General features: G+C 71.6%; 24 protein-coding genes and 1 pseudogene. 15 read left to right on the top strand and 10 right to left on the bottom strand.

What is annotated here, in order from left to right:
• Window positions 1-8 precede the first annotated feature (8 nt).
• From RFN52_RS28660 to RFN52_RS28620, 9 genes are all read left to right on the top strand, one after another.
• Window positions 9-422 carry a roadblock/LC7 domain-containing protein gene (locus tag RFN52_RS28660; RefSeq protein WP_030851929.1) on the top strand — a complete coding sequence of 138 codons (414 nt, stop codon included), beginning with the start codon at window positions 9-11 and terminating at the stop codon, window positions 420-422.
• Window positions 423-532: 110 nt separating this feature from the next.
• Entirely contained in the window at window positions 533-928 is a 396-nt protein-coding gene (locus tag RFN52_RS28655; RefSeq protein WP_030851927.1) for a DUF742 domain-containing protein, read from the top strand.
• Window positions 909-1,484 (top strand): GTP-binding protein, encoded by a 576-nt coding sequence (locus tag RFN52_RS28650; protein ID WP_062929254.1) that lies wholly within the window; start codon window positions 909-911, stop codon window positions 1,482-1,484. Before RFN52_RS28655 ends, RFN52_RS28650 begins: the two co-directional genes overlap by 20 nt.
• 375 nt (window positions 1,485-1,859) lie before the next feature.
• Window positions 1,860-5,186 (top strand): sensor histidine kinase, encoded by a 3,327-nt coding sequence (locus tag RFN52_RS28645; protein ID WP_184850355.1) that lies wholly within the window; start codon window positions 1,860-1,862, stop codon window positions 5,184-5,186.
• Between the two features lie 10 nt (window positions 5,187-5,196).
• A complete protein-coding gene (locus RFN52_RS28640) occupies window positions 5,197-5,610 on the top strand; it encodes a roadblock/LC7 domain-containing protein (RefSeq protein ID WP_003993185.1) in 414 nt (137 codons plus the stop codon).
• A 94-nt stretch (window positions 5,611-5,704) separates the two neighbouring features.
• Window positions 5,705-6,289, top strand: coding sequence for a DUF742 domain-containing protein (locus RFN52_RS28635; RefSeq protein ID WP_184850353.1), 585 nt, complete (start codon window positions 5,705-5,707; stop codon window positions 6,287-6,289).
• Window positions 6,270-6,851: a GTP-binding protein gene (locus RFN52_RS28630; RefSeq protein ID WP_014675207.1), complete on the top strand. Its 582-nt coding sequence runs from the start codon at window positions 6,270-6,272 to the stop codon at window positions 6,849-6,851. Before RFN52_RS28635 ends, RFN52_RS28630 begins: the two co-directional genes overlap by 20 nt.
• A gap of 78 nt (window positions 6,852-6,929) precedes the next feature.
• Entirely contained in the window at window positions 6,930-7,163 is a 234-nt protein-coding gene (locus tag RFN52_RS28625; protein ID WP_184850351.1) for an NACHT N-terminal Helical domain 1-containing protein, read from the top strand.
• On the top strand, window positions 7,160-7,354 hold the full coding sequence (locus tag RFN52_RS28620) for a hypothetical protein (RefSeq protein WP_184850349.1): 195 nt from the start codon (window positions 7,160-7,162) through the stop codon (window positions 7,352-7,354). Before RFN52_RS28625 ends, RFN52_RS28620 begins: the two co-directional genes overlap by 4 nt.
• A 95-nt stretch (window positions 7,355-7,449) precedes the next feature.
• On the opposite strand, the gene RFN52_RS28615 is transcribed toward RFN52_RS28620, so the two are convergent.
• From RFN52_RS28615 to RFN52_RS28600, 4 genes are all read right to left on the bottom strand, one after another.
• The gene (locus RFN52_RS28615) at window positions 7,450-7,644 is read right to left on the bottom strand and encodes an acyl-CoA carboxylase subunit epsilon (protein ID WP_142159151.1); all 195 of its coding nucleotides are present in this window, start codon (window positions 7,642-7,644) and stop codon (window positions 7,450-7,452) included.
• 35 nt (window positions 7,645-7,679) lie between these two features.
• Window positions 7,680-9,263: an acyl-CoA carboxylase subunit beta gene (locus RFN52_RS28610; RefSeq protein ID WP_184850347.1), complete on the bottom strand. Its 1,584-nt coding sequence runs from the start codon at window positions 9,261-9,263 to the stop codon at window positions 7,680-7,682.
• Between the two features lie 154 nt (window positions 9,264-9,417).
• The gene (locus tag RFN52_RS28605; RefSeq protein WP_184850345.1) at window positions 9,418-11,790 is read right to left on the bottom strand and encodes a polysaccharide lyase 8 family protein; all 2,373 of its coding nucleotides are present in this window, start codon (window positions 11,788-11,790) and stop codon (window positions 9,418-9,420) included.
• Window positions 11,791-11,906: 116 nt separating this feature from the next.
• Window positions 11,907-12,764 carry an SDR family NAD(P)-dependent oxidoreductase gene (locus RFN52_RS28600; RefSeq protein ID WP_184850343.1) on the bottom strand — a complete coding sequence of 286 codons (858 nt, stop codon included), beginning with the start codon at window positions 12,762-12,764 and terminating at the stop codon, window positions 11,907-11,909.
• A gap of 462 nt (window positions 12,765-13,226) precedes the next feature.
• Between RFN52_RS28600 and RFN52_RS28595 the strand changes: the two genes are divergently transcribed.
• The 3 genes and pseudogenes from RFN52_RS28595 to RFN52_RS28585 all read left to right on the top strand — a co-directional run.
• Window positions 13,227-13,829 carry a YceI family protein gene (locus RFN52_RS28595; protein ID WP_184850342.1) on the top strand — a complete coding sequence of 201 codons (603 nt, stop codon included), beginning with the start codon at window positions 13,227-13,229 and terminating at the stop codon, window positions 13,827-13,829.
• 219 nt (window positions 13,830-14,048) lie between these two features.
• Complete coding sequence (locus tag RFN52_RS28590; protein ID WP_184850340.1) at window positions 14,049-14,834, top strand: S1 family peptidase; 786 nt, start codon at window positions 14,049-14,051, stop codon at window positions 14,832-14,834.
• 79 nt (window positions 14,835-14,913) lie between these two features.
• Window positions 14,914-15,066: pseudogene (locus RFN52_RS28585) on the top strand (TetR family transcriptional regulator); the annotation flags it as partial.
• Window positions 15,067-15,086: 20 nt separating this feature from the next.
• On the opposite strand, the gene RFN52_RS28580 reads toward RFN52_RS28585, so the two are convergent.
• Together RFN52_RS28580 and RFN52_RS28575 are read right to left on the bottom strand one after the other, a co-directional pair.
• Entirely contained in the window at window positions 15,087-15,665 is a 579-nt protein-coding gene (locus RFN52_RS28580) for a YdeI/OmpD-associated family protein (RefSeq protein WP_184850338.1), read from the bottom strand.
• A gap of 39 nt (window positions 15,666-15,704) precedes the next feature.
• On the bottom strand, window positions 15,705-16,289 hold the full coding sequence (locus tag RFN52_RS28575; RefSeq protein WP_184850336.1) for a TetR/AcrR family transcriptional regulator: 585 nt from the start codon (window positions 16,287-16,289) through the stop codon (window positions 15,705-15,707).
• 72 nt (window positions 16,290-16,361) lie between these two features.
• Here RFN52_RS28575 and RFN52_RS28570 point away from each other — a divergent pair, with 72 nt between their 5' ends.
• Window positions 16,362-17,297: a DMT family transporter gene (locus RFN52_RS28570; protein ID WP_184850333.1), complete on the top strand. Its 936-nt coding sequence runs from the start codon at window positions 16,362-16,364 to the stop codon at window positions 17,295-17,297.
• A gap of 170 nt (window positions 17,298-17,467) precedes the next feature.
• Window positions 17,468-18,664: a Cmx/CmrA family chloramphenicol efflux MFS transporter gene (locus RFN52_RS28565; protein WP_184850331.1), complete on the top strand. Its 1,197-nt coding sequence runs from the start codon at window positions 17,468-17,470 to the stop codon at window positions 18,662-18,664.
• A gap of 420 nt (window positions 18,665-19,084) precedes the next feature.
• Here RFN52_RS28565 and RFN52_RS28560 read toward each other — a convergent pair whose 3' ends face one another.
• Window positions 19,085-20,440: a hypothetical protein gene (locus RFN52_RS28560; protein WP_184850329.1), complete on the bottom strand. Its 1,356-nt coding sequence runs from the start codon at window positions 20,438-20,440 to the stop codon at window positions 19,085-19,087.
• 149 nt (window positions 20,441-20,589) lie between these two features.
• On the opposite strand from RFN52_RS28560, the gene RFN52_RS28555 reads away from it, so the two are divergent.
• Window positions 20,590-21,249: an SLATT domain-containing protein gene (locus tag RFN52_RS28555; protein WP_184850327.1), complete on the top strand. Its 660-nt coding sequence runs from the start codon at window positions 20,590-20,592 to the stop codon at window positions 21,247-21,249.
• Between the two features lie 31 nt (window positions 21,250-21,280).
• Here the strand turns inward: RFN52_RS28555 and cimA are convergent, their stop codons facing one another.
• The 3 genes from cimA to RFN52_RS28540 all read right to left on the bottom strand — a co-directional run bounded on the left by cimA (window position 21,281) and on the right by RFN52_RS28540 (window position 24,132).
• Entirely contained in the window at window positions 21,281-22,885 is a 1,605-nt protein-coding gene (gene cimA / locus RFN52_RS28550) for a citramalate synthase (RefSeq protein WP_184850325.1), read from the bottom strand.
• A gap of 301 nt (window positions 22,886-23,186) precedes the next feature.
• Window positions 23,187-23,624: a TolB-like translocation protein gene (locus tag RFN52_RS28545; RefSeq protein ID WP_311241078.1), complete on the bottom strand. Its 438-nt coding sequence runs from the start codon at window positions 23,622-23,624 to the stop codon at window positions 23,187-23,189.
• Window positions 23,533-24,132: a TetR/AcrR family transcriptional regulator gene (locus RFN52_RS28540; RefSeq protein ID WP_184850323.1), complete on the bottom strand. Its 600-nt coding sequence runs from the start codon at window positions 24,130-24,132 to the stop codon at window positions 23,533-23,535. Before RFN52_RS28540 ends, RFN52_RS28545 begins: the two co-directional genes overlap by 92 nt.
• Window positions 24,133-24,135: the final 3 nt, after the last annotated feature.

Here is a 24,135-nt window from a genome sequence, read left to right as displayed (position 1 = left end):
TGAGTCCGATGAGCCAGGCGGCACAGAATCTCAACTGGTTGATCACCAACTTCGTGGACAACACCCCCGGGGTGTCCCACACCGTCGTCGTGTCCGCCGACGGTCTCCTCCTGGCGATGTCGGAGGGCTTCCCGCGCGACCGCGCGGACCAGCTCGCGGCCGTCGCCTCGGGCCTGACGTCGCTGACGGCGGGCGCTTCCCGGATCTTCGAGGGCGGTGAGGTGGCGCAGACGGTCGTGGAGATGGAGCGCGGCTTCCTCTTCCTCATGTCCGTCTCGGACGGCTCGTCACTGGCGGTCCTCGCCCACCCCGAGTGCGACATCGGCCTCGTCGGCTACGAGATGGCGCTCCTGGTCGACCGCGCGGGCGCGGTCCTCACCCCCGACCTGCGAGCCGAGCTCCAAGGCAGTCTGCTCCACTGATCGGCCCCGGCACCACCCGTCTCACCACATCACCGTCCGGCTGCCACACACCCCACACAGGCCCCGTCAGACGGCTTGCTGACCGACTTGCTGTCCCGCCCGGAGGACCCATGACCCCGCCCACCGCCTCTCATGATCCGTACGCGGAGCCGTACGAGGACGAGGGCGACCAGCCGCTGGTTCGGCCCTACGCCATGACCGGCGGCCGGACGCGGCCGCGCTATCAGCTGGCCATCGAGGCGCTGATCAGCACGACCGCGGACCCCGCCGCACTCATGGGGCTGCTCCCTGAGCACCAGCGGATCTGCCACCTCTGCCGTGAGGTGAAGTCGGTGGCCGAGGTCTCGGCGCTGCTGAACATGCCGCTCGGTGTGGCCCGGATCCTGGTCGCGGACCTCGCCGAGGCCGGTCTCGTCGCGATCCACCAGCCGGGCGGCGACGACGCCACCGGTGCGCCGGACGTGACACTGCTCGAAAGGGTGCTCAGTGGACTTCGCAAGCTCTGACCCGGGTCGATCCACCACCTCCGCGAAGATAGTGGTGGCGGGTGGCTTCGGCGTGGGCAAGACCACGTTCGTGGGTGCCGTCTCGGAGATCAACCCGCTGCGGACCGAGGCCGTGATGACCTCGGCCAGCGCGGGCATCGACGACCTGACCCACACCGGGGACAAGACCACCACCACGGTGGCCATGGACTTCGGCCGTATCACCCTGGACCAGGACCTGATCCTGTACCTCTTCGGTACGCCGGGCCAGGACCGCTTCTGGTTCATGTGGGACGACCTGGTGCGCGGCGCCATCGGTGCGGTGGTGCTCGTGGACACCCGGCGCCTGGCCGACTGCTTCCCGGCCGTCGACTACTTCGAGAACTCGGGTCTGCCGTTCGTCGTGGCCCTCAACGGCTTCGACGGGCAGCAGCCCTACCAGCCCGAAGAGGTGCGCGAGGCGTTGCAGATCGGACCGGACACCCCGATCATCACGACGGACGCGCGGCACCGGGCCGATGCGAAGAGTGCCCTGATCACGCTGGTCGAGCACGCTCTGATGGCACGGCTGAGGTAGCACCCAATTCAAGAGCGCCATACGGCAGTTGTCGTAGATACACCGGAGCCGGCTGTGTCCTTTGACACGGTCGGCCAAGGTGTTCATAACGTTTCGGCAGAGGAATCGGGTGGTACGGCCACTCGTCGCGCACATCCGGTCTCGCTGCGCGCACAACAGCCCCGCCTTTTGGCGGGGCTCGCTCTTTATGACCGTTTTATCTGGGGCTTACATCACGTCGAATCCCCGCCCCGGACTGTTTGGAAGAGCGCAGGTCGTCGTGCTGGAATGCCTGAACTGCCCAATAGTCAATGACGCACTCGTCCATCGAGGCGTGTTGGGCTCTGAACACTGCGGCACAACGTTGGTGCCGACCGCCGAGAGGTTGTTGGTCGAGTGAGGCGAAGCAAGAACAGTCCCGAGCCGTCGGCCCGGGGCAACTTCACCCCGCCGCCGCGCACAGCGGCGCCCGCCCCCGTGCCCGGTTCGGAACCGGCGGCCGCGCCCGCCGAGAGCGGCGGCCGTCTCTCTCCGCGCAACTGGCGCGTGGCGACCAGGCTGAACGCGATCCTGCTCATACCCGTGCTGGTCGGCCTCGTCATGGGCGGCTTCCAGGTGAAGGGCTCGATCGACACCTGGCAGGAGGCCGAGGACGCGGAGAACACCGCGCGCCTGGTCCGCGCCTCGCTGCTCTACGCCAACGCCCTCTACATCGAACGTGACGCGTCGGCTGCGCCCCTGCTCAAGGGCAGCGCCCAGAGCGCCCAGGACAAGGCGACCGTCACGCAGGTCCGCAAGGCCACCGACGAGGCTGCCGACGCCTTCGACACCGCGGCACAGAGCATGCCGGACAAGCCCGGCCTGGAGCGCCGGCTGAAGCTGTTCCGCGAGGCGGAGCCCAAGCTGGCCACCCTGCGCCAGGTCGCCTACACCTCCAAGCTCAAGGGCGTACAGACCGAAGAGGGCTACGTCGAGGTCGCCCACCCGCTGACGGAGTTCGCCAACGAGCTCGGCCTCGGCACCGGCAACATCACCAGCTACGGCCGGACCGTGTACGCCATCGAGCTCACCAAGGCGGCCCTGTCGCTGCAGCGCTCCATCGGCATGCACATCCTGGTCAAGCCGGGCCCGGACGACGGCAACCTGGCCAGCCAGCGCATCGCCCTCTCCTCGTACGCCTACCTGGAGCGCATCGCCGTTCAGGAGTACATCGGCGGTGGCACCGAGCAGGACGCGGACAAGCTCAAGGCGGCCGAAGCCAAGATCAAGGCCGAAGGTGCCGCGATGGCCCGCGAGGCCAAGGCCAAGGACCCGGACTACGTGCCGCCGCCCGCCAACCCGACGACGATGATCTCGGGCGTGGCCACGCTGCAGAGCACGGACCCGAGCGCGCGCGCCGCCCTCGCCGAGCGGGGCATCACCGCCGAGAACTGGTGGGCGGTCAACACGCTCAAGTTCAACGCGTACGAAAAGATCGAGACGGACCTGGCCGACAAGGCCGTGAGCGAAGCGTCCGACATCGCCGACGACGCCCAGCGTGACGCCTACATCACCGGTGCCGCCGTCGTGGTCGCCCTGCTCCTCGCCTTCATCCTGGCCGGCGCGGTCGCCCGCCAGATGAGCCGCTCGATGCGCCAGCTGCGCAACGCCGCCTTCGGCATCGCCGAGCAGCGTCTGCCGATGCTGGTCGACCAGCTCTCCCGCACGGACCCCGGCCGCGTCGACACCCGCGTCCAGGCCATCCCGATCACGACCACCGACGAGATCGGCGAGGTCGCCCGCGCCTTCGACCAGGTCCACCGCGAGGCCGTCCGGCTCGCCGCCGAGCAGGCCCTGCTGCGGGGCAACATCAACGCGATCTTCACCAACCTGTCGCGCCGCAACCAGTCGCTCATCGAGGGCCAGCTGACCCTGATCACCGACCTGGAGAACAACGAGGCCGACCCGGACCAGCTGGAGAACCTCTTCAAGCTGGACCACCTGGCGACCCGTATGCGCCGCAACGGCGAGAACCTCCTGGTCCTCGCCGGCGAGGAGCCCGGCCGCCGCTGGGACCAGCCGGTCCCGCTGGTCGACGTGCTGCGCGCCGCCTCCTCCGAGGTGGAGCAGTACGAGCGCATCGAGCTCTCCGGCGTCCCGGAGGCCGAGATCCACGGCCGCGCCGTGACCGACCTCGTGCACCTGCTCGCCGAGCTGCTGGAGAACGCCACCACGTTCTCCTCCCCGCAGACCAAGGTCCGCGTCACCGCGACCCGTCTCCCCGACGGCCGCGTGATGATCGAGATCCATGACAAGGGCATCGGCCTCACCGCCGAGGACTTCGCGGACATCAATCACAAGCTGGCCAACCCGCCGACCGTGGACGCCGCGATCTCCCAGCGCATGGGCCTGTTCGTGGTCGGCCGGCTGTCCGACCGGCACGGCATCCGGGTCCAGCTGCGCCCCTCGGGCGAGCAGGCCGGCACCACCTCGCTGGTCATGCTGCCCGACGCGATCACCCACGGCGGTGGCGGCGAGCAGCACGTGGACCGCGACGAGTTCACCGTCTCGCAGATCATCCCGGAGCAGAACTTCGGCGGCGAGAACTTCAACCAGCCGTCCATGCGCACGGCCGCGGAGCTCGGCTTCGACGACAGCCGCTACTCCGACGTCCCCGACGACATACGGGAGCTGGACCCCGTCGGCCGCTCCCTGATGCGCGAGGAGCGCCGGGCGGCCCTGGAGTCACAGTCGCACGAGCAGCCCGCGCTGCCCGGGCAGAACGGCCAGGAACCGAACCAGGCGACCGGATACCGCGACGAGTACAGCGGGCAGCAGGGCTACGACGCCGGCCAGGCCTACGACACCGGCCAGTCCGGCTACCCGGAGCAGCAGCCGTCCTCGTACGACCGCCAGGCGCCGTACGAGGAGCAGCAGGCGTCGTACCAGGAGCAGCAGGCGCAGTACCAGGAGCAGCAGGCGTCGTACGAGGAGCCGCAGCGGTCTGCGTACGACGAGCAGTACTACGCGCCGAACGGCGGTCTGCCGCAGAACGACACGTTCTCGCAGAACGGCGGCTACCCGGAGCCCTCCTATGCGGAGCCGGCCCAGGAGGAGCCCTCGGCTCCGGGCACGGGCGGGCACGGGGGTTTCGCCGCGTTCGAGCAGCGGCGCCACCAGGACGACTGGCCGCAGCAGGACGGTTACCAGAACGGCTACCCGAGCCAGTACCCTTCTCAGGCCCCGGAAACGGAATCTGCGCAGGCCGCTGACGCAAGTGAGCAGGACCGCGTAGGCTTCGACCGTCCGGGATCGAGCCCCTCCGCCGCTCACACGATGACGGACGCCGGGCTTCCCCGCCGTGGAGCCACCGCGAGCGGTGCGAACGGCACGGGTGGCGCACGGCATGTGAGCCAGGAGCCGCCGGCCTCCGCTCCGGAGAGCAAGGGCGACGACTGGCGCTCGGCCAACGACGAGCGGTGGCAGCAGGCTTCGCAGCTCCGGAAGCCCAAGGCGGGCGGGGTCACCTCCTCCGGCCTGCCGAGGCGGGTTCCCAAGGCCAACCTGATCGAGGGAGCCGCCGAGAGCACCCCCCAGGGAGGCCCACAGGTCTCCCGCGCCCCGGAGGACGTCCGGGGCAGGCTGAGCAACCTGCGTCGGGGCGTCCAGCGCGGACGCAGCGCAGGCAGTGAAACGAACGGCCAGGGCTTCGGTCCTGACAGCACCTACAACCAGGAGCGTTAGTGTGAGCCCGATGAGCCAGGCGGCACAGAACCTGAACTGGTTGATCACCAACTTCGTGGACAACACCCCGGGGGTGTCCCACACGGTGGTGGTCTCCGCCGACGGACTCCTTCTGGCGATGTCCGAAGGCTTCCCCCGCGACCGCGCCGACCAGCTCGCGGCCGTCGCTTCCGGTTTGACGTCGCTGACGGCGGGCGCTTCCCGGATCTTCGAGGGAGGCGCCGTGAACCAGACCGTTGTGGAGATGGAGCGGGGATTCCTCTTCATCATGTCCGTATCCGACGGTTCGTCCCTCGCCGTTCTCGCACATCCGGAGGCGGACATCGGCCTCATCGGGTACGAGATGGCGCTGCTGGTCGACCGAGCCGGTACGGTCCTGACACCGGACCTTCGTGCAGAGCTCCAGGGGAGCCTGCTCAACTAACAGACGGACGGTGCGTTTTGGCGTCCCGTGGCCGTAAGGTTTCGGGACGCGGCTCCACAGCGATGGGTGCCAGGCACAGTCGGAGGAGGAGAAAGTGGCAACACCCCCAGGCGGTTCGTCTTCGGGCAACTGGTCGTACGGCCCTGCCCAGGGCCAGGGCGACGGTGGTCAGAACCCGAACCGTTACAACTTCCCCTCCGCACCGAGCCACCGGCAGCCGTACGCGCCGCAGGGCCCCGGCCCGTCGCCGTACGACCAGCCGCCGGCCCCGCGTATCCAGCCCGTGCAGCCTCAGCGCCGCAGCCCCGAGCCGGCACCGGGTGGGGCGTCGAACAACCACAATCCGTTGGTGCGTCCGTACGCCATGACCGGCGGCCGGACCCGCCCGCGCTACCAGCTCGCCATCGAGGCGCTGGTGCACACAACTGCGCAGCCGCACCAGATGCAGGGCCAGTTGCCCGAGCATCAGCGGATCTGCAACCTCTGCCGGGAAATCAAGTCGGTCGCCGAGATCTCGGCGCTCCTCACGATCCCTCTCGGCGTGGCCAGGATCCTCGTCGCCGACTTGGCGGAGGCGGGACTGGTCGCCATCCATCAGCCCGGCGGCGACGAGAACGCCGGCGGCCAGCCAGACGTGACACTGCTCGAAAGGGTGCTCAGTGGACTTCGCAAGCTCTAGCGGAGGGCCTTCCCGCTCCACCACGTCCGCGAAGATCGTGGTGGCTGGCGGCTTCGGCGTGGGCAAGACCACGTTCGTGGGTGCCGTCTCGGAGATCAACCCGCTGCGCACAGAGGCCGTCATGACGTCCGCTTCGGCCGGCATCGACGACCTGACCCACACCGGGGACAAGACGACCACGACGGTCGCCATGGACTTCGGCCGTATCACCCTGGACCAGGACCTGATCCTGTACCTCTTCGGTACGCCGGGCCAGGACCGCTTCTGGTTCATGTGGGACGACCTGGTGCGCGGCGCCATCGGCGCGATCGTGCTGGTCGACACGAGGAGGCTCGCCGACTGCTTCCCGGCCGTCGACTACTTCGAGAACTCGGGCCTGCCCTTCGTCATCGCCCTCAACGGCTTCGACGGCCAGCAGCCGTACACGCCGGACGAGGTCCGCGAGGCGCTGCAGATCGGCCCCGACACCCCGATCATCACGACGGACGCCCGCCACCGCGCGGATGCGAAGTCGGCGCTGATCACGCTGGTCGAGCACGCGCTGATGGCCCGTCTGCGGTAACGGGCACGTTTCGCTTACGGCCCCCGTTCCTCCTGTGGGAGGAGTGGGGGCCGCTGGTGTTTTCGGGAGGGGGACGCGTTGAGTGCGGAGGCGGCGGCGTTACGGCCGGGCACGACCGTGGCGAAGACGGCGGCCGACATCTGGCTGGGCGGCAGACGGCGGCAGCAGGAACGGCACCTGTCGCTGACGGAGCTGGTGCGGGTGCCCGGGCCCCGGCTCCATCGCAGAGTGGAGCGGCAGTTCGGGCAGATGACCGACGCGGTGTCCCGGCTGGAGCCGTATCTGGAGCACGGGTTCCGGGGGCGTACGTGAGCCTGCGGGCCACCGGGGACGACGGGTCCCGGCGCCGGACCGGGCGTTCCCCGTCGCGGCTGCGGCCCGACATGAGCGACTGGGAGGAGGCCGGGGGCGAGAGCTCCGGGGTGCGGGTCGAGACCGGGCTCAGCGGTGCCTCGCGGGTGCTGCTGCGCGGCGAGGCCGGCTCGGGCAAGACGACCCGCTGAGGGCTTTCCCGGCGTGCGCGTCGTCGTCCGCTGGAGAGGTCGCACCACGGCCCCGCCCTCCCGAAGGAGCACGGGGCCGTGAAGGCGTGAAGAGGTCAGCGCCAGCTGTGCGGGGCCCTGAAGCCCGGCTCGCGTTCCAGGCGGCGCCAGCCTGCCTTGATGCGGCCGCGGTGGGCCGGGGTCGGGTCCGTGGGGCGGGCGGCGGCGCGGGCCAGGAGGATGGCCGTGATGGCGGCGACTTCCTCGGGCTCGGCGTGGCCCTTCTCGACGCGGATATCAGCAGATTCCATGGGTGTCAGTCTCCGTGAGGAAGATGTCCGCAGGGTTACTGCGGCGGGTTGCCGTGCTTGCGGGACGGCAGGTCCGCGTGCTTGGTCTGGAGCATGGCGAGGGACTTGATGAGCACCTCGCGGGTCTCGGCGGGGTCGATGACGTCGTCGACCAGGCCGCGCTCGGCCGCGTAGTAGGGGTGCATCAGCTCGGACTTGTACTCCTTGACCATGCGGGCCCGCATGGCCTCGGGGTCCTCGGCCTCGGCGATCTGACGGCGGAAGATGACGTTGGCCGCACCCTCCGCGCCCATGACCGCGATCTCGTTCGTCGGCCAGGCGTAGGTGAGGTCGGCACCGATGGACTGGCTGTCCATGACGATGTACGCACCTCCGTAGGCCTTCCGCAGGATCAGGGAGATCCTGGGCACGGTCGCGTTGCAGTAGGCGTAGAGGAGCTTCGCGCCGTGGCGGATGATGCCACCGTGCTCCTGGTCGACGCCCGGGAGGAAGCCGGGGACGTCCAGAAGAGTGATGATCGGGATGTTGAACGCGTCGCACATCTGAACGAAGCGGGCCGCCTTCTCGGAGGCCTCGATGTCCAGTACTCCCGCCAGGGCCTGGGGCTGGTTCGCCACGATGCCGACGACCTGGCCGCCCATCCGGCCCAGCGCGCAGATGATGTTGCGGGCCCAGCGCTCGTGGACCTCCAGGTAGTCGCCGTCGTCGACGATCTCCTCGATGACCTTGGCCATGTCGTACGGCCGGTTGCCGTCCGCCGGGACGAGGTCCAGGAGGACGTCCGAGCGGCGGTCGGCCGCGTCCGAGGGCTCGGTGCGGGGCGGGTTCTCGCGGTTGTTCTGCGGGAGCAGCGACAGGAGGTAGCGGACCTCGGCGATGCAGGTCTCTTCGTCGTCGTAGGCGAAGTGGCAGACACCGGACGTCTCGGCGTGGACGTCGGCGCCGCCCAGGCCGTTCTGCGTGATCTCCTCGCCGGTGACCGCCTTGACGACGTCGGGGCCGGTGATGAACATCTGCGAGGTCTCGCGGACCATGAAGACGAAGTCGGTGAGGGCGGGGCTGTAGGCCGCGCCGCCGGCGCACGGGCCGAGCATCACCGAGATCTGCGGGATCACGCCCGAGGCCTTGGTGTTGCGCTGGAAGATGCCGCCGTAGCCGGCGAGGGCCGAGACGCCCTCCTGGATGCGGGCGCCGGCGCCGTCGTTCAGCGACACCAGCGGGGCACCGGCCGCGATGGCCATGTCCATGATCTTGTGGATCTTCGTGGCGTGGGCCTCGCCCAGGGCGCCGCCGAAGATGCGGAAGTCGTGCGCGTAGACGAAGACCGTGCGGCCCTCCACCGTGCCCCAGCCGGTGATCACACCGTCGGTGTAGGGCTTCTTGGCCTCCAGGCCGAAGCCCGTGGCCCGGTGCCGGCGCAGCTGCTCGACCTCCCGGAAGGAGTCCGGGTCGAGGAGGAGTTCGATGCGCTCCCTCGCGGTCAGCTTGCCCTTGGCGTGCTGCGCGCTGGTCGCCTTCTCGCTCGGTCCGGCCACCGCCTGCGCACGGATCTCGTGCAGTTCGGCCACGCGTCCGCGCGCGTCGGTCGGCTCACCCGGCGCCTCATCCAAAACGGTCATGTAGTGACCTTACGAAGCCGAGCAAGGAATGCGGCCCGTCGACTCCTCACAGTCTCCGGCGTGTTTTCCTGGTACCCCTGAACAGAACCGAGGCTGGATTGAGCCTTTCCGACTGCTCAGGGGGCGTGTCGCTTGTAGGGGTCGCACAAAGCGGTCAGGCGAGAGTCACCTCACAGACGTGGGTGGCGCATGCCTCCCCCGGAGTGACGCGCACGCGCAGCCGGCGGCCTGTGGAGAGCACCTCGACCGTCTCGTCCGCGCGGTCGACCCGACGGACCGGGTGGGCCCAGACGACCTCCAGCGGTTCGCCGGTGCGGGGCGGTTCGCTCACGCAGAGGGTAGCGGTACGGCCCTGGCGGACGACCAGCACGCTCGCGCCGCCGGAGACGGAGAGCGGACCCGCCGTCCCCGCCCGCCAGAAGGTGGCGGCCGTACAGCCGAGGGAGGGCACGCTGACCGCCTGACGGCCGGCGTCGTTGGCGAGGACCGACAGCCAGTGGCGGTCGGTGGCCCGGCGCGCCACCGCGTGGCGGGACGCGCCGGGCATCAGGACGTAGGCGTACGTGGCGTCCTCGGGGTCGGTGCCGTGGTCGAGCCAGAGGGTCTGCCAGCGGCGGGTGCGCCGCTCCGGCGTGCTGCCGGTGTTGATGTCGGACCAGGCGCCGGTGCGGTCCTCGCGCAGCGCCTTCGGCTCACGGCCGAGCAGGATCCAGCCGCCGTGGTCCTCCAGATGGGCCCAGTTCGGGCCCTTGACGAAGCGCTGGGTGCCGGATGCCCCGAGGTTGCGGTTGTCGACGATCGTCTCGACCGGGACGCCGTCGGAGCAGGTGATCCCGGCGCCCAGGCAGATCACCGCGTCCGCGACGCAGAACCAGGACTTGCGGGCTTCGAGGGTGGAGCCGAGGCCCTTGAGGTGCTGACCGAGCGCCGCGCAGGTGCCGTCGGTGGTGCCGCCGACCCAGCGCGCGTCCGGGCGGGCCGTGCCCCACTCGCCGCCCTCACGGTCGGCGAGCCGCTTGGTCGAGACGGTGGTGCCGGGCAGGCGGTACCAGTCGACGGTCGGCCAGAACCAGTCCGTGTACTGGTCGCCGGTGCCCTCGGCCCACCAGCTGACCATGCCCGCGCCGGTGTGCCAGCCGCGGGGGTTCTCGCCGTTGCCGCACTCGTAGTGGGCGATGCGGTCGCTGGCCATGGCGATGTTCACGGTGAATCCGGTGCCGCGGTGGACGGCGCGGTCCATGGCGGCGAAGAGGTGGTGCCCGGGGGTTTCGGGCGCGGCCGGGGCGGGTGAGGCGGCGATGGCGTGCAGCCGGGCCAGGTCGGCGACGCCGAACTGGGGTGCCGTCAGGATCGGGACCACGGTGTCCCGTTCGATCCAGCCCTTGACGCGGGCGTGCCAGCGCTCGCGCTCCGCGGGGCTCGCACCGGCCGCGAGCAGGGCGATCGCGGCGATGAGCTGCCCGCCGTGGTAGTGGTCGCTGCGCAGGACCTTGCGGTCGTCGGTGCTGAGGTGACCGCGGCTGATGGCCCGGCCGTTGACGCTGTCCATGACGAGCCCGTCGTGGATGAGCGGGGCGTAGGCGCGCTCGACGCTGTCGAGGACGATCTGCCGGTCCGGGTCGGTGACCTCCCAGTCGGACCCGGCGAGCAGGGCGAAGAGCCGCCCGAGCCCGTCGAGCATGACCTGGCCGTAGGTGCCCGAGTAGGCGACCCAGGTGTGCTGGACGAACGAGCCGTCGGCGTAGAGGCCGTCGCCCCGGGTGGCGTAGGGGAAGACCGGGGAGAGGGCGTCCCGGGCGAGGGCGATCTTGGCGGGGTCGCGGCCGAGGATGCCGCGCAGGGCCACGGAGCGGCACAGGTCGACGCGGTTGGCGCCGGTTGAGGTGCCGCTGTAGTCGGCGAGGGCCGAGTCGGGGACGAAGTGGTCGACGGCGGCGCAGGCGGCACGGACGCGGGTCTCCCCCAGCTTCTCGTACAGGGCCGCCGTGATGTCGGTGAGCAGGCGGGGACTGCCGATCTGCCACTCCCACCAGTTGCCGTAGCGGGTGGTGGAGGGGTTGTAGACGGTGGCGGAGAGGTGGTCGAGGCCGCGCAGGATGCCGTCGAGGAGGGCGGGGTCGGCGGTCGAGCCGGTGCCCTGCTGGACGTAGGCCCGGGTCATGGTCCACAGCCGGCCGTAGCTGAGGGTGATGCCGGCCGGCGGGTCGAAGGGGTGGCCGGGCCAGAGGGAGTCCGCCGCCGGGGCCATGATCGTGCGCAGGTCCCGGGCGAGCGCGCCGGTCTCGGCGAGGCGGGCGGCGTAGGGCTCGGCCGTCGGGTCGTAGCCGGTGCCCAGCGCGATGCCGAGCCAGCGGCGGCGCAGGGTGTCGTACGGATCGTCCGGCACGTCGGCGCCCCGGCCCCCGGGGGCCGCGCTCCCGGTCGCCGCCAGGGCCGCGGCGGCCAGCAGCAGGGCGCGGCGGCCGGGGCGGAACAGGGCGGCGGCCCCGGCCGTACGACGGGGGAAGACGCGGCGCTGGGGAGTCATGCCCATGCCCTACCACGGGGAGGCGGTCACCTGAACGGTGGATCCGGCCGGAATGACCGGAACGGGGTATGGCCGGCGGGGCCAGGAGCCGCCATCCGGCATCCGGACGGCGGGCCCTAGCCGAAGCGGTTCAGCAGGCGGCGGTACAGGCCCGGCGCGAGGCCGCGGACCCGGCCGGGGACGGTCAGCCAGGTGGGGACGTAGGCCTCGTCGCGGTTCTGCCGGACGGCCTCCCAGATCGTGCCGGCGACGCCGCCGGGCGAGAGGAGGCCGGTGCGGGTGCCGTCGTAGGGCCTGCCGCGGCGGATGTGGAAGGGCGTGTCGACGGCTCCGGGCACGACGAAGGTCACGCCCACGCCCGTGCCGCGCAGTTCCTGGCGCAGCGCCTCGGCGAAGGCGGCGAGGCCGGCTTTGGCGGCGGAGTACACCGCCTCCTCCCGCAGGCCCACGCAGCCGGCGACCGAGCCGAGCAGCACCACGCGGCCGCGTCCCGCCGCGATCATGGAGGGCAGTACCTCGCGCACGAGGTGGAGGGTGGCGTTGAGGTCCAGGGTCAGCACCCGGTCGATGTCGGTGTGCGGCATGGTGGCGAAGGGGCCCGCCCAGCCCATGCCCGCCCCGGCGACCAGGACGTCGATGCGGCCGGTGGCGTGCAGCGCGGACTGGGCCAGCAGGCGCGGGCCGTCGGGGGCGGCGAGGTCGGCGGGCAGGACGACGGCCGTGGTGCCGGACGCCGTCTGCTCCAGGCGGTGCCGGTCGCGTCCGCTGAGGAGCAGCTGCCAGCCGTCCATGGCGAACCGTCGGGCCGTGGCCGCCCCGATGCCTGAGGAGGCGCCGGTGACCAGGGCGACGCGCCGGTCGAGACGCCGCGGCGGTCCGTACTGGTTCACCCGGACGGGGACGGGGGCCGTGGAGCGGCGCGGGGCGGGATCCGCCGGTGGGTCGTAGGCCGAGCCGGAGCCGGTGAGTGTCACGAGTCGCTCTCCCCTGCGCTGTGCGTCCGCCGTGGTCTCGTCTGTCTCCCTACGGTCACTGAAAACGGAACCCCCTCCCGCCGGGGGCCGCCACCGCAGGGTGTGCCGGCGGGGACCGGGCGCCCGGGCTTCGCGGGGCCCCGGGCCGTGGGAGGACCGCGTCCCCGGGCGCGCTGCGCCGCATCCCGCAGGACCACTCCCGCGGGCCGGGGGATTCGGCCATTCGGGCGTACGGGAGGCGCGCGGCGGTCCGGCGGTCCGGCGATCCACCGATCCGGCGATCCGGCGGTCCGGCGGTCCGGCGGTCCGGCGATCCGGGTGCGGACCCATCCGTCTGCACGTCCTTCGGCGCGTCCTCCGACACACTCCCCAAAGATGTTGAACATTGAACGGAATAGGTCTACGGTGGGTCGCGTTGGAGTAGTTAAAGATTCAACATCACACCCAGGAGGCGTACCCACCATGAGCATCTTCAGCCGCAACGACGCCCGGACCGCCACCGCCACCGGTGCCGTGAACCCCGAGCTGGCCGCCCTGACCGGCGATTACACGATCGACCCCGCGCACTCGACGATCGGCTTCGTCGCCCGACACGCCATGGTCACCAACGTCAAGGGCAGCTTCCAGGACTTCACCGGCACGCTCCACCTGGACGGCAGCGACCCGTCGCGGTCGACGGCCTCGATCGACGTCGTGATGGACAGCATCAGCACGGGCAACGCCGACCGCGACGGCCACCTCAAGAGCGCGGACTTCTTCAAGGCGGACGAGTTCCCCGCCATGACGTTCCGTTCCACCAAGGCGGAGGCACTCGGCGGTGACGACTACCGGATCACCGGCGAGCTGACGATCCTCGGCACCACCCGCCCCCTCGCCATCGACCTGGAGTTCAACGGCGCCGCGAAGGACCCCTTCGGCAACGAGCGCGTCGGTTTCGAGGGCAAGGCGGAGATCCTTCGCTCCGAGTGGGGTCTGACCTGGAACGCCGCGTTGGAGACCGGTGGCGTCCTGGTGTCGGACAAGATCAAGCTCAACTTCGACATCTCGGCCATCCGGAACGCGTGAGCCTCGCGGGACCGGCCCGGTGACATCGCCCCGGGCCGGTCTGGCCGGTTCCCGCCCCTTGTGCAAAGTCTGTCGGCGTTCTCATAATCCAGCAGCGATATTTTGACCAGTCCATGCCAGCACATGGACGTTCTTTTTGCCCCTGCTGCTGTCATGCACTCGTCAATCTGATGCTTCGGTTGCACCTCCCCAGTCAACCCCCCCACGGAAGGCATCACGTTGAAGAGACTCCTCACGGCCCTCAAGAGATGCGCGGCCCTCGGCGCCGCCGCGCTCGCGATCGCCAGTCTCCAGCCCGTTTCCGCCGCGCAGGCCGCGCCGTCGCCCGTCGTCGGCGGGACCCGGGCCGCGCAGGGCGAGTTCCCGTTCATGGTCCGGCTCTCCATGGGCTGTGGCGGCGCGCTCTACACCCAGCAGATCGTGCTCACGGCCGCGCACTGCGTGGGCAGTTCAGGCAACAACACGAGCATCACCGCCACCGCGGGGGTCGTCGACCTGCAGTCCACCAGCGGCCGGGTCCAGGTCCGCTCCACCAAGGTGCTGCGCGCCCCCGGCTACAACGGCACCGGCAAGGACTGGGCGCTGATCAAGCTCGCCCAGCCCATCAACCTTCCGACGCTGAAGATCGCCACGACCGCGCAGTACAACACCGGTGACTTCACCGTCGCCGGCTGGGGCGCGAACCGCGAGGGCGGCTCCCAGCAGCGCTACCTCCTGAAGGCGACCGTGCCGTTCGTCAGCGACGCCGCGTGCAAGGCCTACGGCGGTCTGTACAGCGGCCTCGTCGCGAACGAGGAGATCTGCGCCGGCTTCGACGCGGGCGGTGTCGACACCTGCCAGGGCGACTCCGGCGGCCCGATGTTCCGCAAGGACAACGCCGGCGGCTGGATCCAGGTCGGCATCGTGAGCTGGGGCGAGGGCTGCGCCCGGCCCGAGGCTCCCGGCGTCTACACGGAGGTCTCCACCTTCGCCTCCGCCATCGCCTCGGCGGCCTCGACCCTCTGACCGACGGCTTCCAGGGCCCGACGCCGCTGCGGTGTCGGGCCCGCTGCCGTGTCGGGCCCGTCCGGTCGCGGTGTCCGACCGCACGGCGCCCCTCGATCCGCAGCGCGAGGCCCGCGCCCTCCTCGCCCTCGCCACGCACGTCCTCGTCGGTCACCTCACCCCTCAGGAGGCACACGACGTCCTCCACGCACGCCTGGCCGGCCTCTGGGAGCAGCCGGCCCGGCAGCAGTGACGGACGGATCGCGCCGGGGCTCAGCGGGCCGGGGCCCGGGTTTCCAGGTTCCTCACCGTCGCCGTCACCTGCGCGGCGCGGCTTCTCGTCGTCCTGGCTCGGAGTACGCCGAGCATCGCGAGGTAGCGGTCCGTGCGGCCCAGGGTCTCGAAGGCCGCGGCGGCGCGGGGGCTGCGGGCCAGGGCCGCCGCCAGGTCGGCCGGAACCTCGGCCTCCTTCTGGGACGCGTACGCCGCATCCCACCGGCCGTCCGCCCGGGCGGACGCCACCTCCGCGAGGCCGCCGGGCCGCATCCGCCCGGCGGCGGTCAGTTCCCCGACGCGCCGGACGTTGACCATGGACCAGAGACTGCCGGGACGGCGCGGGGTGATCCGCTGGAGGTAGTGCGACTCGTCGAGCCCCTTGCGCTGCCCTGTGATCCAACCGTGGCACAGCGCCACGTCGTTGACGTCGGCGGCCGTGACGGAGGGGACCCCCGAGCCCTTCTTCGCGACCCTGACCCAGAGGCCGGGGTGCGGGGCAGGGTGTGCCGCCAGCCAGGAGTCCAGGTCGGCCACGGTGGCGAAGGTGAGAGGGCCGGCGCCGTCGGAAGTGGTCATGGCATCACCGTAGGGACGAAATAGGTCGGCTGCTGTCCGCTATGGGAGCAGCAGGCGTGCCTGTTCGCGGGCCTGGGCGATGGCGTCCGGGAAGACGCCCAGGCCGTGGGCGACCAGGGCGCCCTCGTGCAGGAGCATCAGCGTCCGGGCCGTCGCGTCCGCCGTCGCGGGCGTGATCTCCTCGGCGAAGCGGGTGAACAGGGCGAGCATCCACCGCTTCTGCCCGGTGATGATCGGGTGGGCCGGATGGGCGGGGTCGCTGATCTCCGCGTGGGCGTTGACCATGCTGCACCCCCGGGGGCTGAACTCCTCCGCCCAGGCGCGCGAGGCGTCGAACACGGCCAGGACGCTCTCGCGCGGGTCCGGGCCGACCGCGTCGAGGCGCTCGGCGAGGAAGGCCCGCCAGCGCTCGTCGCGGTCCGCCAGGTACTCCACGACGATCTGCTCCTTGGAGCCGAACCGGTCGTAGAGCGTCTTCTTCGTGACGCCGGCCTCGGCGGAGATGAGGTCGACGCCGACGGCGTGGATGCCGCGCTCGTAGAAGAGCCGGCCGGCGGCCGTCAGGGCACGGCGGGCGGCGGGCGTCATCGTGATCCGGCGCGGGTTCTGCGCGGTGGTACCCATGACACCCGACTATACCGATCTGTATAGTGACGCGGGAACGGGTAAACCGATCTGTCTACTGGTTGTGATGTCGTGAACATCCTTCTGTCCCTCGCCTTCGTCCTGTGCTGGAGTTCCGGCTTCATCGGGGCCAAGCTCGGCGCCGGCAGCGCGTCCGCGCCGACGATCCTGATGTGGCGGTTCCTGCCGCTGGCCGTCGTCCTGGTCGCCGTCGCCGTCCTCACGCGATCGGCCTGGCGGGGCCTCACCACCCGGGACCTGACCCGGCAGGCCATCATCGGCATGCTCTCGCAGAGCGGCTATCTGCTCAGCGTCTACTACGCCATCCAGCTCGGTGTCTCCAGCGGTACGACGGCCCTGATCGACGGGGTCCAGCCCCTGGTCGCCGGCGCCCTCGCCGGGCCGCTGCTGGGGCAGTACGTGTCGGGCCGGCAGTGGATCGGCCTGGGCCTGGGGCTGAGCGGCGTCGCCGTGGTCACCCTGGCCGACGCGGCGGCGGGCGGCGACGTGGCGTGGTGGGCGTACGCCGTGCCGCTGCTCGGCATGCTGTCCCTGGTCGCGGCGACGTTCCTGGAGAGCCGGTCCCCCTCGCGGGTCACCCCGTCGGTCTCGCTGACCGTCCACTGCGCGACCAGCGCGGTCCTCTTCTCCGTACTGGCCCTGGGCACCGGTGCCGCCGCACCGCCCGGCCGGTGGGACTTCTGGGTGGCGGTCGCCTGGCTCGTGGGGCTCTCCACGTTCGGCGGGTACGGGCTGTACTGGCTCATCCTGAAGCGCTCCGGCGTCACCAGGGTCAACACGCTGATGTTCCTGATGGCCCCGGTCACCGCCGTCTGGGGCGCGCTGATGTTCGGCGAGCCGTTCGGCGCGCAGACCGCCCTCGGGCTGGCCGTCTGTCTCGCGGCGGTCGTCATCGTCCATCGCGGCGGCCGGAGGGACACGACCCTGACCGCCGCCCGGGCGGAGCCGGAGGAAAACCGGTGGACCCGGTCGCCCGGGTCCGCCTAACCTGCCGCCCATGTCCAGCCCCGAGGCGTCCAGAGTGCGGCCACCGGCTCTCCGGTGGCTGTCCGTGACGCCGATGCCGGGCCGCTGAGGCCGCCCGCTCGTTCACTGCGCTGCCGGTTTGCCGTCCGACCTGTCGTGTCCGACGTCGACCTCCGGTGCGGAGTTCCTTCATGCCGTTCGCTCTTCTTCTGCTGGGCCTTGCCGTGTTCGCGCAAGGCACGTCCGAGTTCATGCTGTCCGGGCTGGTGCCGGACATCGCGCGGGATCTGGAGGTGTCCGTCCCTGCGGCGGGCGCCCTGACCTCCGCCTTCGCGGCCGGGATGGTCGTGGGGGCTCCGCTCGTGGCGGGGCTCGCGCGGCGCTGGCCCCGGCGGGGCGCCCTGCTGGCGTTCCTCGTCGTCTTTCTCGCCGTCCACGTCGTCGGCGCGCTCACCGGCAGCTTCGCCGTCCTGCTCGCCACCCGGGTGGTGGGGGCGTTCGCCAACGCCGGGTTCCTCGCGGTCGCCCTGGTCGCCGCCGTGGACATGGTCCCGGCCGATGCGAAGGGGCGGGCCACGTCCACGCTGCTGGGCGGGGTGACGCTGGCCTGTGTGGCCGGGGTGCCGGCCGGTGCCGTGCTCGGCGAAGTGTGGGGCTGGCGTGCGGCGTTCTGGGCCGTGGCGCTGGTGTCACTGCCCGCGCTGGCGGCGGTGGCTCGGTCCGTGCCGGGCGGTGCGGCGGAGGGTGTGCCGCCCGCGTTGCGCGGTGAACTGCGGTCGCTGCGCAGCCCCCGGCTGCTCGTCACCCTGCTGCTGGGCGCCCTCGTGAACGGCGCGACGTTCTGCACCTTCACCTTCCTCGCGCCGCTGGTCACCGAGGTCACGGGGCTGGGCAGCAGCTGGGTCCCCGGCGTCCTGGCGCTGTTCGGGGCCGGGGCGTTCGCCGGGGTCGCCGCCGCGGGGCGTTTCGCCGACCGGCGTCCCGTGCCGGTCCTCATCGGTGGTGGCCTGGCACTGGGCGCGGGCTGGTGCGCGCTGGCCCTCGGGGCCGCACACCCCGTCCCGGCACTCGCGCTCGTCTTCGCGCAGGGCGCCCTGTCCTTCGGCGTCGGCTCCACGTTGATCGCCCGGGCGCTGTACGCCGCGCAGGGGGCACCGACCCTGGCCGGGGGTTTCGCGACGGCCGCGTTCAACGTGGGTGCGGCGGTGGGGCCCTGGGCCGGGGGCGCGGTGATCGGCGCGGGGCTCGGGTACCGGGCGCCGCTGTGGGTCAGCGCGGCGCTGGTGTCTCTGGCGTTCGCGGTCGCCGCGGGGGCCGCGGGGGCGGTGCGGCGGAGGGAGGCAGCCGTGGGCCAGAGCCGCTACGGCACTGAAACTCGCGTGCCGTAGGAGTTCCTGGTGGGGCTCTGCCCGGGCGCCGCAGAGGCCGCGCCCGAGCGGGGCCCGCGCCCGGTGCGGGGCCCGGCGCCGCGAAGGCCGAACCCGGCCGGAACCGCGCTCGATGCAGTGAAGGCCGAACCCGAGCCGGAACCGCGCCCGGTGCGGTCAAGGCCGAACCCGGGCCGACCCAAGCCGAACCGGCGCCAGGCGCCGCGAAGGCCGAACCCAAGCCGAAACCACCCCCGCTGTCGCGAAGGCCGAACCCGGCCGGAACCGCCCCGGGCCCCTCCACATCCGACTCGGGTGCCGCGCAGCCGGGCCCCGGGCCGGGGCCCCGACGACAGGAAGCCGGGCTCGGCCGGACCCACGCCGGTGCCGGTACGTCCGGGCTCGGGCGGAACCCCAGGGCACCCCCAGCCCTGCCTCCGGTCAGAACCCGCCCCCGAAGTCCCCTCCCCCGCCGAAGCCTCCACCGCCGCCGAAGTCCCCGCCGCCGAAATCGCCACCGAAATCGCCGGTGTCGAAGTCCGCGCCGGAGACGTCGCCGCCCTCGTAACCGCCGAAGTCGCCGTAGCCCGAGCCGTAGTCGGCCGCGTAGGCGGGGGCGGCCATCATGCTGCCGAGCATGGTGCCGACGAGGAGGCCGGGCAGGAGGCCGCCGCCGAAGTAGCCGCCGGCCCAGGGGCCGTACGCCGGTCCTGCCTCCCAGTAGGGGCGGCGGCCGTAGTCGGTGTCGACCTCGCGGATCGCCGGGTCGCGGCCCTCGGTCAGACGCCTGTCGTCGGCCGCGCAGACCGGGACCTCGCGGGCTGCGCCGCCCTGGGGCGTCCAGGTGGCGTCGGCGACGGAGGGGCCGTGGCGGGGGTCGAAGAAGCAGGGCGGGCGGCGCTCCGGCAGGGCCCCGCCCTCGCGGCGGGCCGCGAGCCGGGCCAGGGAGAAGCGGCCGTCCTCCACGGCCTGGGTGACGGCCCGGACGTCCTCCGGTTTCGTCGCCGCCGCCATCAGGGACTTGGCCTGCTCGTAGGAGTCCAGGGCACGCTCGTAGTCGGTGCGCATCACGTCGTCGGCGCCGGGCTCCCCGGGGTGGAAGTCGAGGCGGTCGAGTTCCTCGCCGAACGCGGTGATGTCCTCGTCGACGACCACCCGCAGCTTCTCCAGCGCGGCCCGCTGCTCCTCCTCGTGGCGGCGCCGGTTGCGGCGGACCAGGGCGTAGGCACCCGCGCCGCCGGCCGCGACCAGGGCGCCGACGGTGATCAGGCCGCCGACCGGCACGTCCATGCCCGAGCCGTCGCTCCAGCTGCTCGGCGCCGAACCGCCCACGTTGCGCAGGGCGTCGTCGACGAAGTCGTTCAGCTGAGCCTTGGTGTCGCCCGCGTCCTGCACCGCCGTGACCAGGTTGGACACCGCCTGCCGGCTCATGACCGAGCTGTCGGCACGGGCGTCGAACCGGTCACCGAGGTGGATGCCGTAGAGGCCGGTGATGCCGGTCTCCGTTCGGAGGTTCCGGAAGAGGTCCTGCGTGGGGTAACCGGCCGGGAGGACCGCCACGAAGACGGGCTTGTCCGCGTCCTTGATCTTGTCGGCGAGCGCCTCGGCGTCCGATGCCGCCAGCTGCCCGGAGGCGGCCGGATCGACGTAGACGGGGTTCTCGCGCAGTTCCTGGGCGACCTCCGAGAGGTCGGTGGCCGCGTGCGCACCCGGCGCACCGGCCAGCAGCACCGCCAGTACGGCGGCGACCGGCACGATCAGCAGACGTACGACGGTACGCACCAGTGCGGCCTTCATATGTTCGAAGCTACCCGAAATCGCCCATAAAGGGTTATCCGTCGAGGCAGGGATTTGCGGCCGCGGCTGGGCCTAGGATGCCCTCTGGCCACGGGCCATCCAGGAGGGGCGGTAACAGAGGCATGTTCGGAAGACGCAGGGCTGCGGACATGACGGTGTCCGAACTGACCGAGCTGGACCGCTCGCGTACGCGGGCCGACCTGCTGTGGGAGCTGTTCCGGCACGCCGAGGCGGAGGTGACGTCGGCGATCGGCTGGTATCTGGCGCGTCGCCGGGGACCGTCGCTGTGGTCGCGCTCGCTGCGAGCGCTCGCCACCCTGCTGGGCATCGTCGGCACGATCACGCCGCTGGTGCACGCGGCCGCGCCCACGGCCGTGCAGCCCGAGTGGGGCTTCGTGTTCCTGGCCGGCGGCGCGGGCTGCGTGCTCTTCGACCGGATCTTCGGGTTCTCGGCGTCCTGGACCCGCTACATCCGAGCGGAGATGGCGCTGCAGCAGATCCTCAAGAAGGCGCAGTCCGACTGGGCGCAGGCCTTCCTGCGGACCACCGACTCCCCCAGCGACAAGGAGCAGGCCGCCCTGCTCGGGGTGATCGAGCGGCTGCGGACCGACGCGCAGCGGATCATCGAGGACGAGGGCACGGCATGGGTCGGCTATCTGGCCGACGGCGTCGAGGAGCTGACCCGCTCCACCACCACCGCCGGCGGTCAGCGCCCCCACACGGCGGGGCTTTTCCGCCTCGACCGGACCCCCGGCCGCGACCGGGGCGGCGAGGTCCCGGTGCCGCGGTCCCGGGACACGGCGATGTGACACGCGCCCCGGGCACCCGGCCGGGCCGCGGCTACTCCGCCGGTGCGACTCCCGCGCGCAGCAGCCCGTAGGTGTACGCGTCCTCCAGGGCCTGCCAGCTCGCGGCGATGACGTTGTCGGCGACGCCGACCGTGGACCACTCGCCCGTGCCGTCGGACGTGGAGATCAGCACGCGGGTCGTGGAGTTGGTGCCGTGCTTGCCCTCCAGGATGCGGACCTTGTAGTCCACCAGCTCCAGCTTGGCGAGCTGGGGGTAGATCTTCTCCAGGCCCACGCGCAGGGACCGGTCCAGGGCGTTGACCGGGCCGTTGCCCTCGGCGGTGGCGACGATGCGCTCGCCCTTGGCCCACAGCTTGACCGTGGCCTCGTTGGCGTGGGAGCCGTCGGGCCGGTCCTCGACGATGGCGCGCCAGGACTCGACCTCGAAGTAGGAAAGCGGCCCGCCCTGGACCTCGGCGCGCAGCAGGAGTTCGAAGCTGGCGTCGGCCGCCTCGTAGGTGTAGCCCTTGAGTTCGCGTTCCTTCACCCGTTCGACCACCCGGCCGACCAGCTCGCGGTCGCCGCCGAGGTCGACGCCGAGTTCCTTGCCCTTGAGCTCGATGGAGGCGCGCCCGGCCATGTCGGAGACCAGCATCCGCATGGTGTTGCCGACCAGTTCGGGGTCGATGTGCTGGTAGAGGTCCGGGTCGACCTTGATCGCGGAGGCGTGCAGTCCGGCCTTGTGGGCGAAGGCGGAGAGGCCGACGTAGGGCTGGTGCGTGGAGGGGGTGAGGTTGACGACCTCGGCGATGGCGTGCGAGATGCGGGTCATCTCGCGCAGGTGCCCGTCGGGCAGGACCTTCTTGCCGTACTTCAGCTCCAGGGCCGCCACGACCGGGAAGAGGTTGGCGTTGCCGACGCGTTCGCCGTAGCCGTTGGCCGTGCACTGCACGTGCGTGGCGCCCGCGTCGACGGCGGCCAGGGTGTTGGCGACCGCGCAGCCCGTGTCGTCCTGGGCGTGGATGCCGAGCCGGGCGCCGGTGTCGGCGAGGACCGTGGAGACGACGGCCTGGATCTGCGCCGGGAGCATGCCGCCGTTGGTGTCGCACAGGACGACGACGTCGGCGCCGGCCTCCGACGCCGTGCGGACGACCGCCTTGGCGTACTCGGGGTTGGCGCGGTAGCCGTCGAAGAAGTGCTCGCAGTCGATGAAGACGCGGCGGCCCTGCTCCTTGAGGAAGGACACGGTGTCGCGGACCATCGCCAGGTTCTCGTCCAGGGTGGTGCGCAGGGCGAGCTCGACATGGCGGTCGTGCGACTTGGCGACCAGCGTGATCACCTGCGCGCCGGACTCCAGGAGCGCCCTGACCTGCGGGTCCTGGTCGGCGGTGGTGCCGGCGCGGCGGGTGGCGCCGAACGCGACGAGCTGGGCGTGCCGGAAGTCGATCTCCTGCTGGGCGCGGGCGAAGAACTCGGTGTCCCGGGGGTTCGCGCCCGGCCAGCCGCCCTCGATGAAGCCCACGCCGAAGTCGTCCAGGTGCCGTGCGATGGCCAGCTTGTCGGCGACGGTGAGGTTGATGCCCTCGCGCTGGGCGCCGTCGCGCAGGGTGGTGTCGAAGACGTGGAACGAATCGTCGAGGTCGCTGGTAGCGGTCATGGTCTCAAGGCTCCTGAGGATGGGATCTCGGTCGTACCGGAATGACCGGCTCCACCGCCCTCACATACTCCCTCGCGCTCTCGCCTCCGGCTGTGGGTGGGCCAGAAATGCGAAAAACCTCTCGCGGGTGCGAGAGGTCTGCGCGCGGGTCGAGGACGACGGTGTCCACCCGTACCTGGTCGTACGTGGTGGTCACTGCGGACCGGCGCGCCTGCTGCCAATAATCGTGGCGAACGAGAGCACGGGGGCAGTCTGGCACAACCCCCGCGCTTCGCTCACGGTTGTCTCAGGATGCGGTCGGTCACTTCAGGTGACGGATGTAGACGTGCGAGGTGTCGTAGGTGTCGCCGGGCACGAGGTCGGGTGAGGCACTGCCGAAGGCGACGGTGCGGCCGTGGCGGTCGATGACCGGGGCGGACACGCTCTGGTCGTTCGGGCCGCCCTGGGCGTCCGGGCTGGCGAGGGCCGTGCGCCCGGTGCGCAGGTCGCGTACGTAGGCCCGGGTCGTGCGGTTCGTGTCGCCCGGGTCGGCCGAGGCGAAGGCCAGGTGCCGGTTGTCGGCGCTGAGCCTTGGAAACGCGGTGAAGGCGGCCGGGTCGGCGGCGTCGATCCGGTGCAGCTCACCCGTCTTCAGGTCGCGTGGGCGTTCAGGTGTCCGCGAGGAGGCTGTCGGCGAGGAACTCGCGCACGTGCCCGAGGACTTGGGCCCGGTCGGTGCCGCGCAGGCCGATCGCCACATGGATGGAGAAGCCGTCCAGCAGCGAGCGCAGCCGGGTGGCGAACCGGTCCGGGTCGACCCTGCGGAACTCGCCGCGCGAGATGCCCTCGGCGAGCAGGGCGACGAGGTCGCGGTGCCAGGCGCCCTCGATGGCGGCCTGCCGGTCGCGGGCATCGGCGTCGGCGTTCTGCGAGCGGTTCCAGACCTCCAGCCACAGCGTCCAGTGCGGGTCGCGGTGGCTGTCGGGGACGTACAGGTCGACGTAGGCGTCGAGGCGTTCGCGGGCGGGTGCGGTCCGGGTCAGCAAGCGCCCCCGCTCGGCCCCGAGCCGGCCCTCGCTCCACTCCAGGGTGCGCAGCAGCAGTTCGTCCTTGGAGCCGAAGTAGTAGAGCAGATGGCCGCTGCTCATGCCGACCTCGCGGCCGAGCGCCGCCATGGTGAGCCTCTCCAGACCCCGCTCGGCGATCATCTCCATGGCGGCGGCGAGGACGTCCTCGCGGGGCGGGGCCTGCCTGCGCCCACCGGCCATCTG

The organism is Streptomyces collinus (assembly GCF_031348265.1).
Classification (GTDB): Bacteria; Actinomycetota; Actinomycetes; order Streptomycetales; family Streptomycetaceae; genus Streptomyces; species Streptomyces collinus.
Note: the sequence above shows the minus strand (reverse complement) of the source record. Positions and strands in the feature narration are given on the sequence as shown.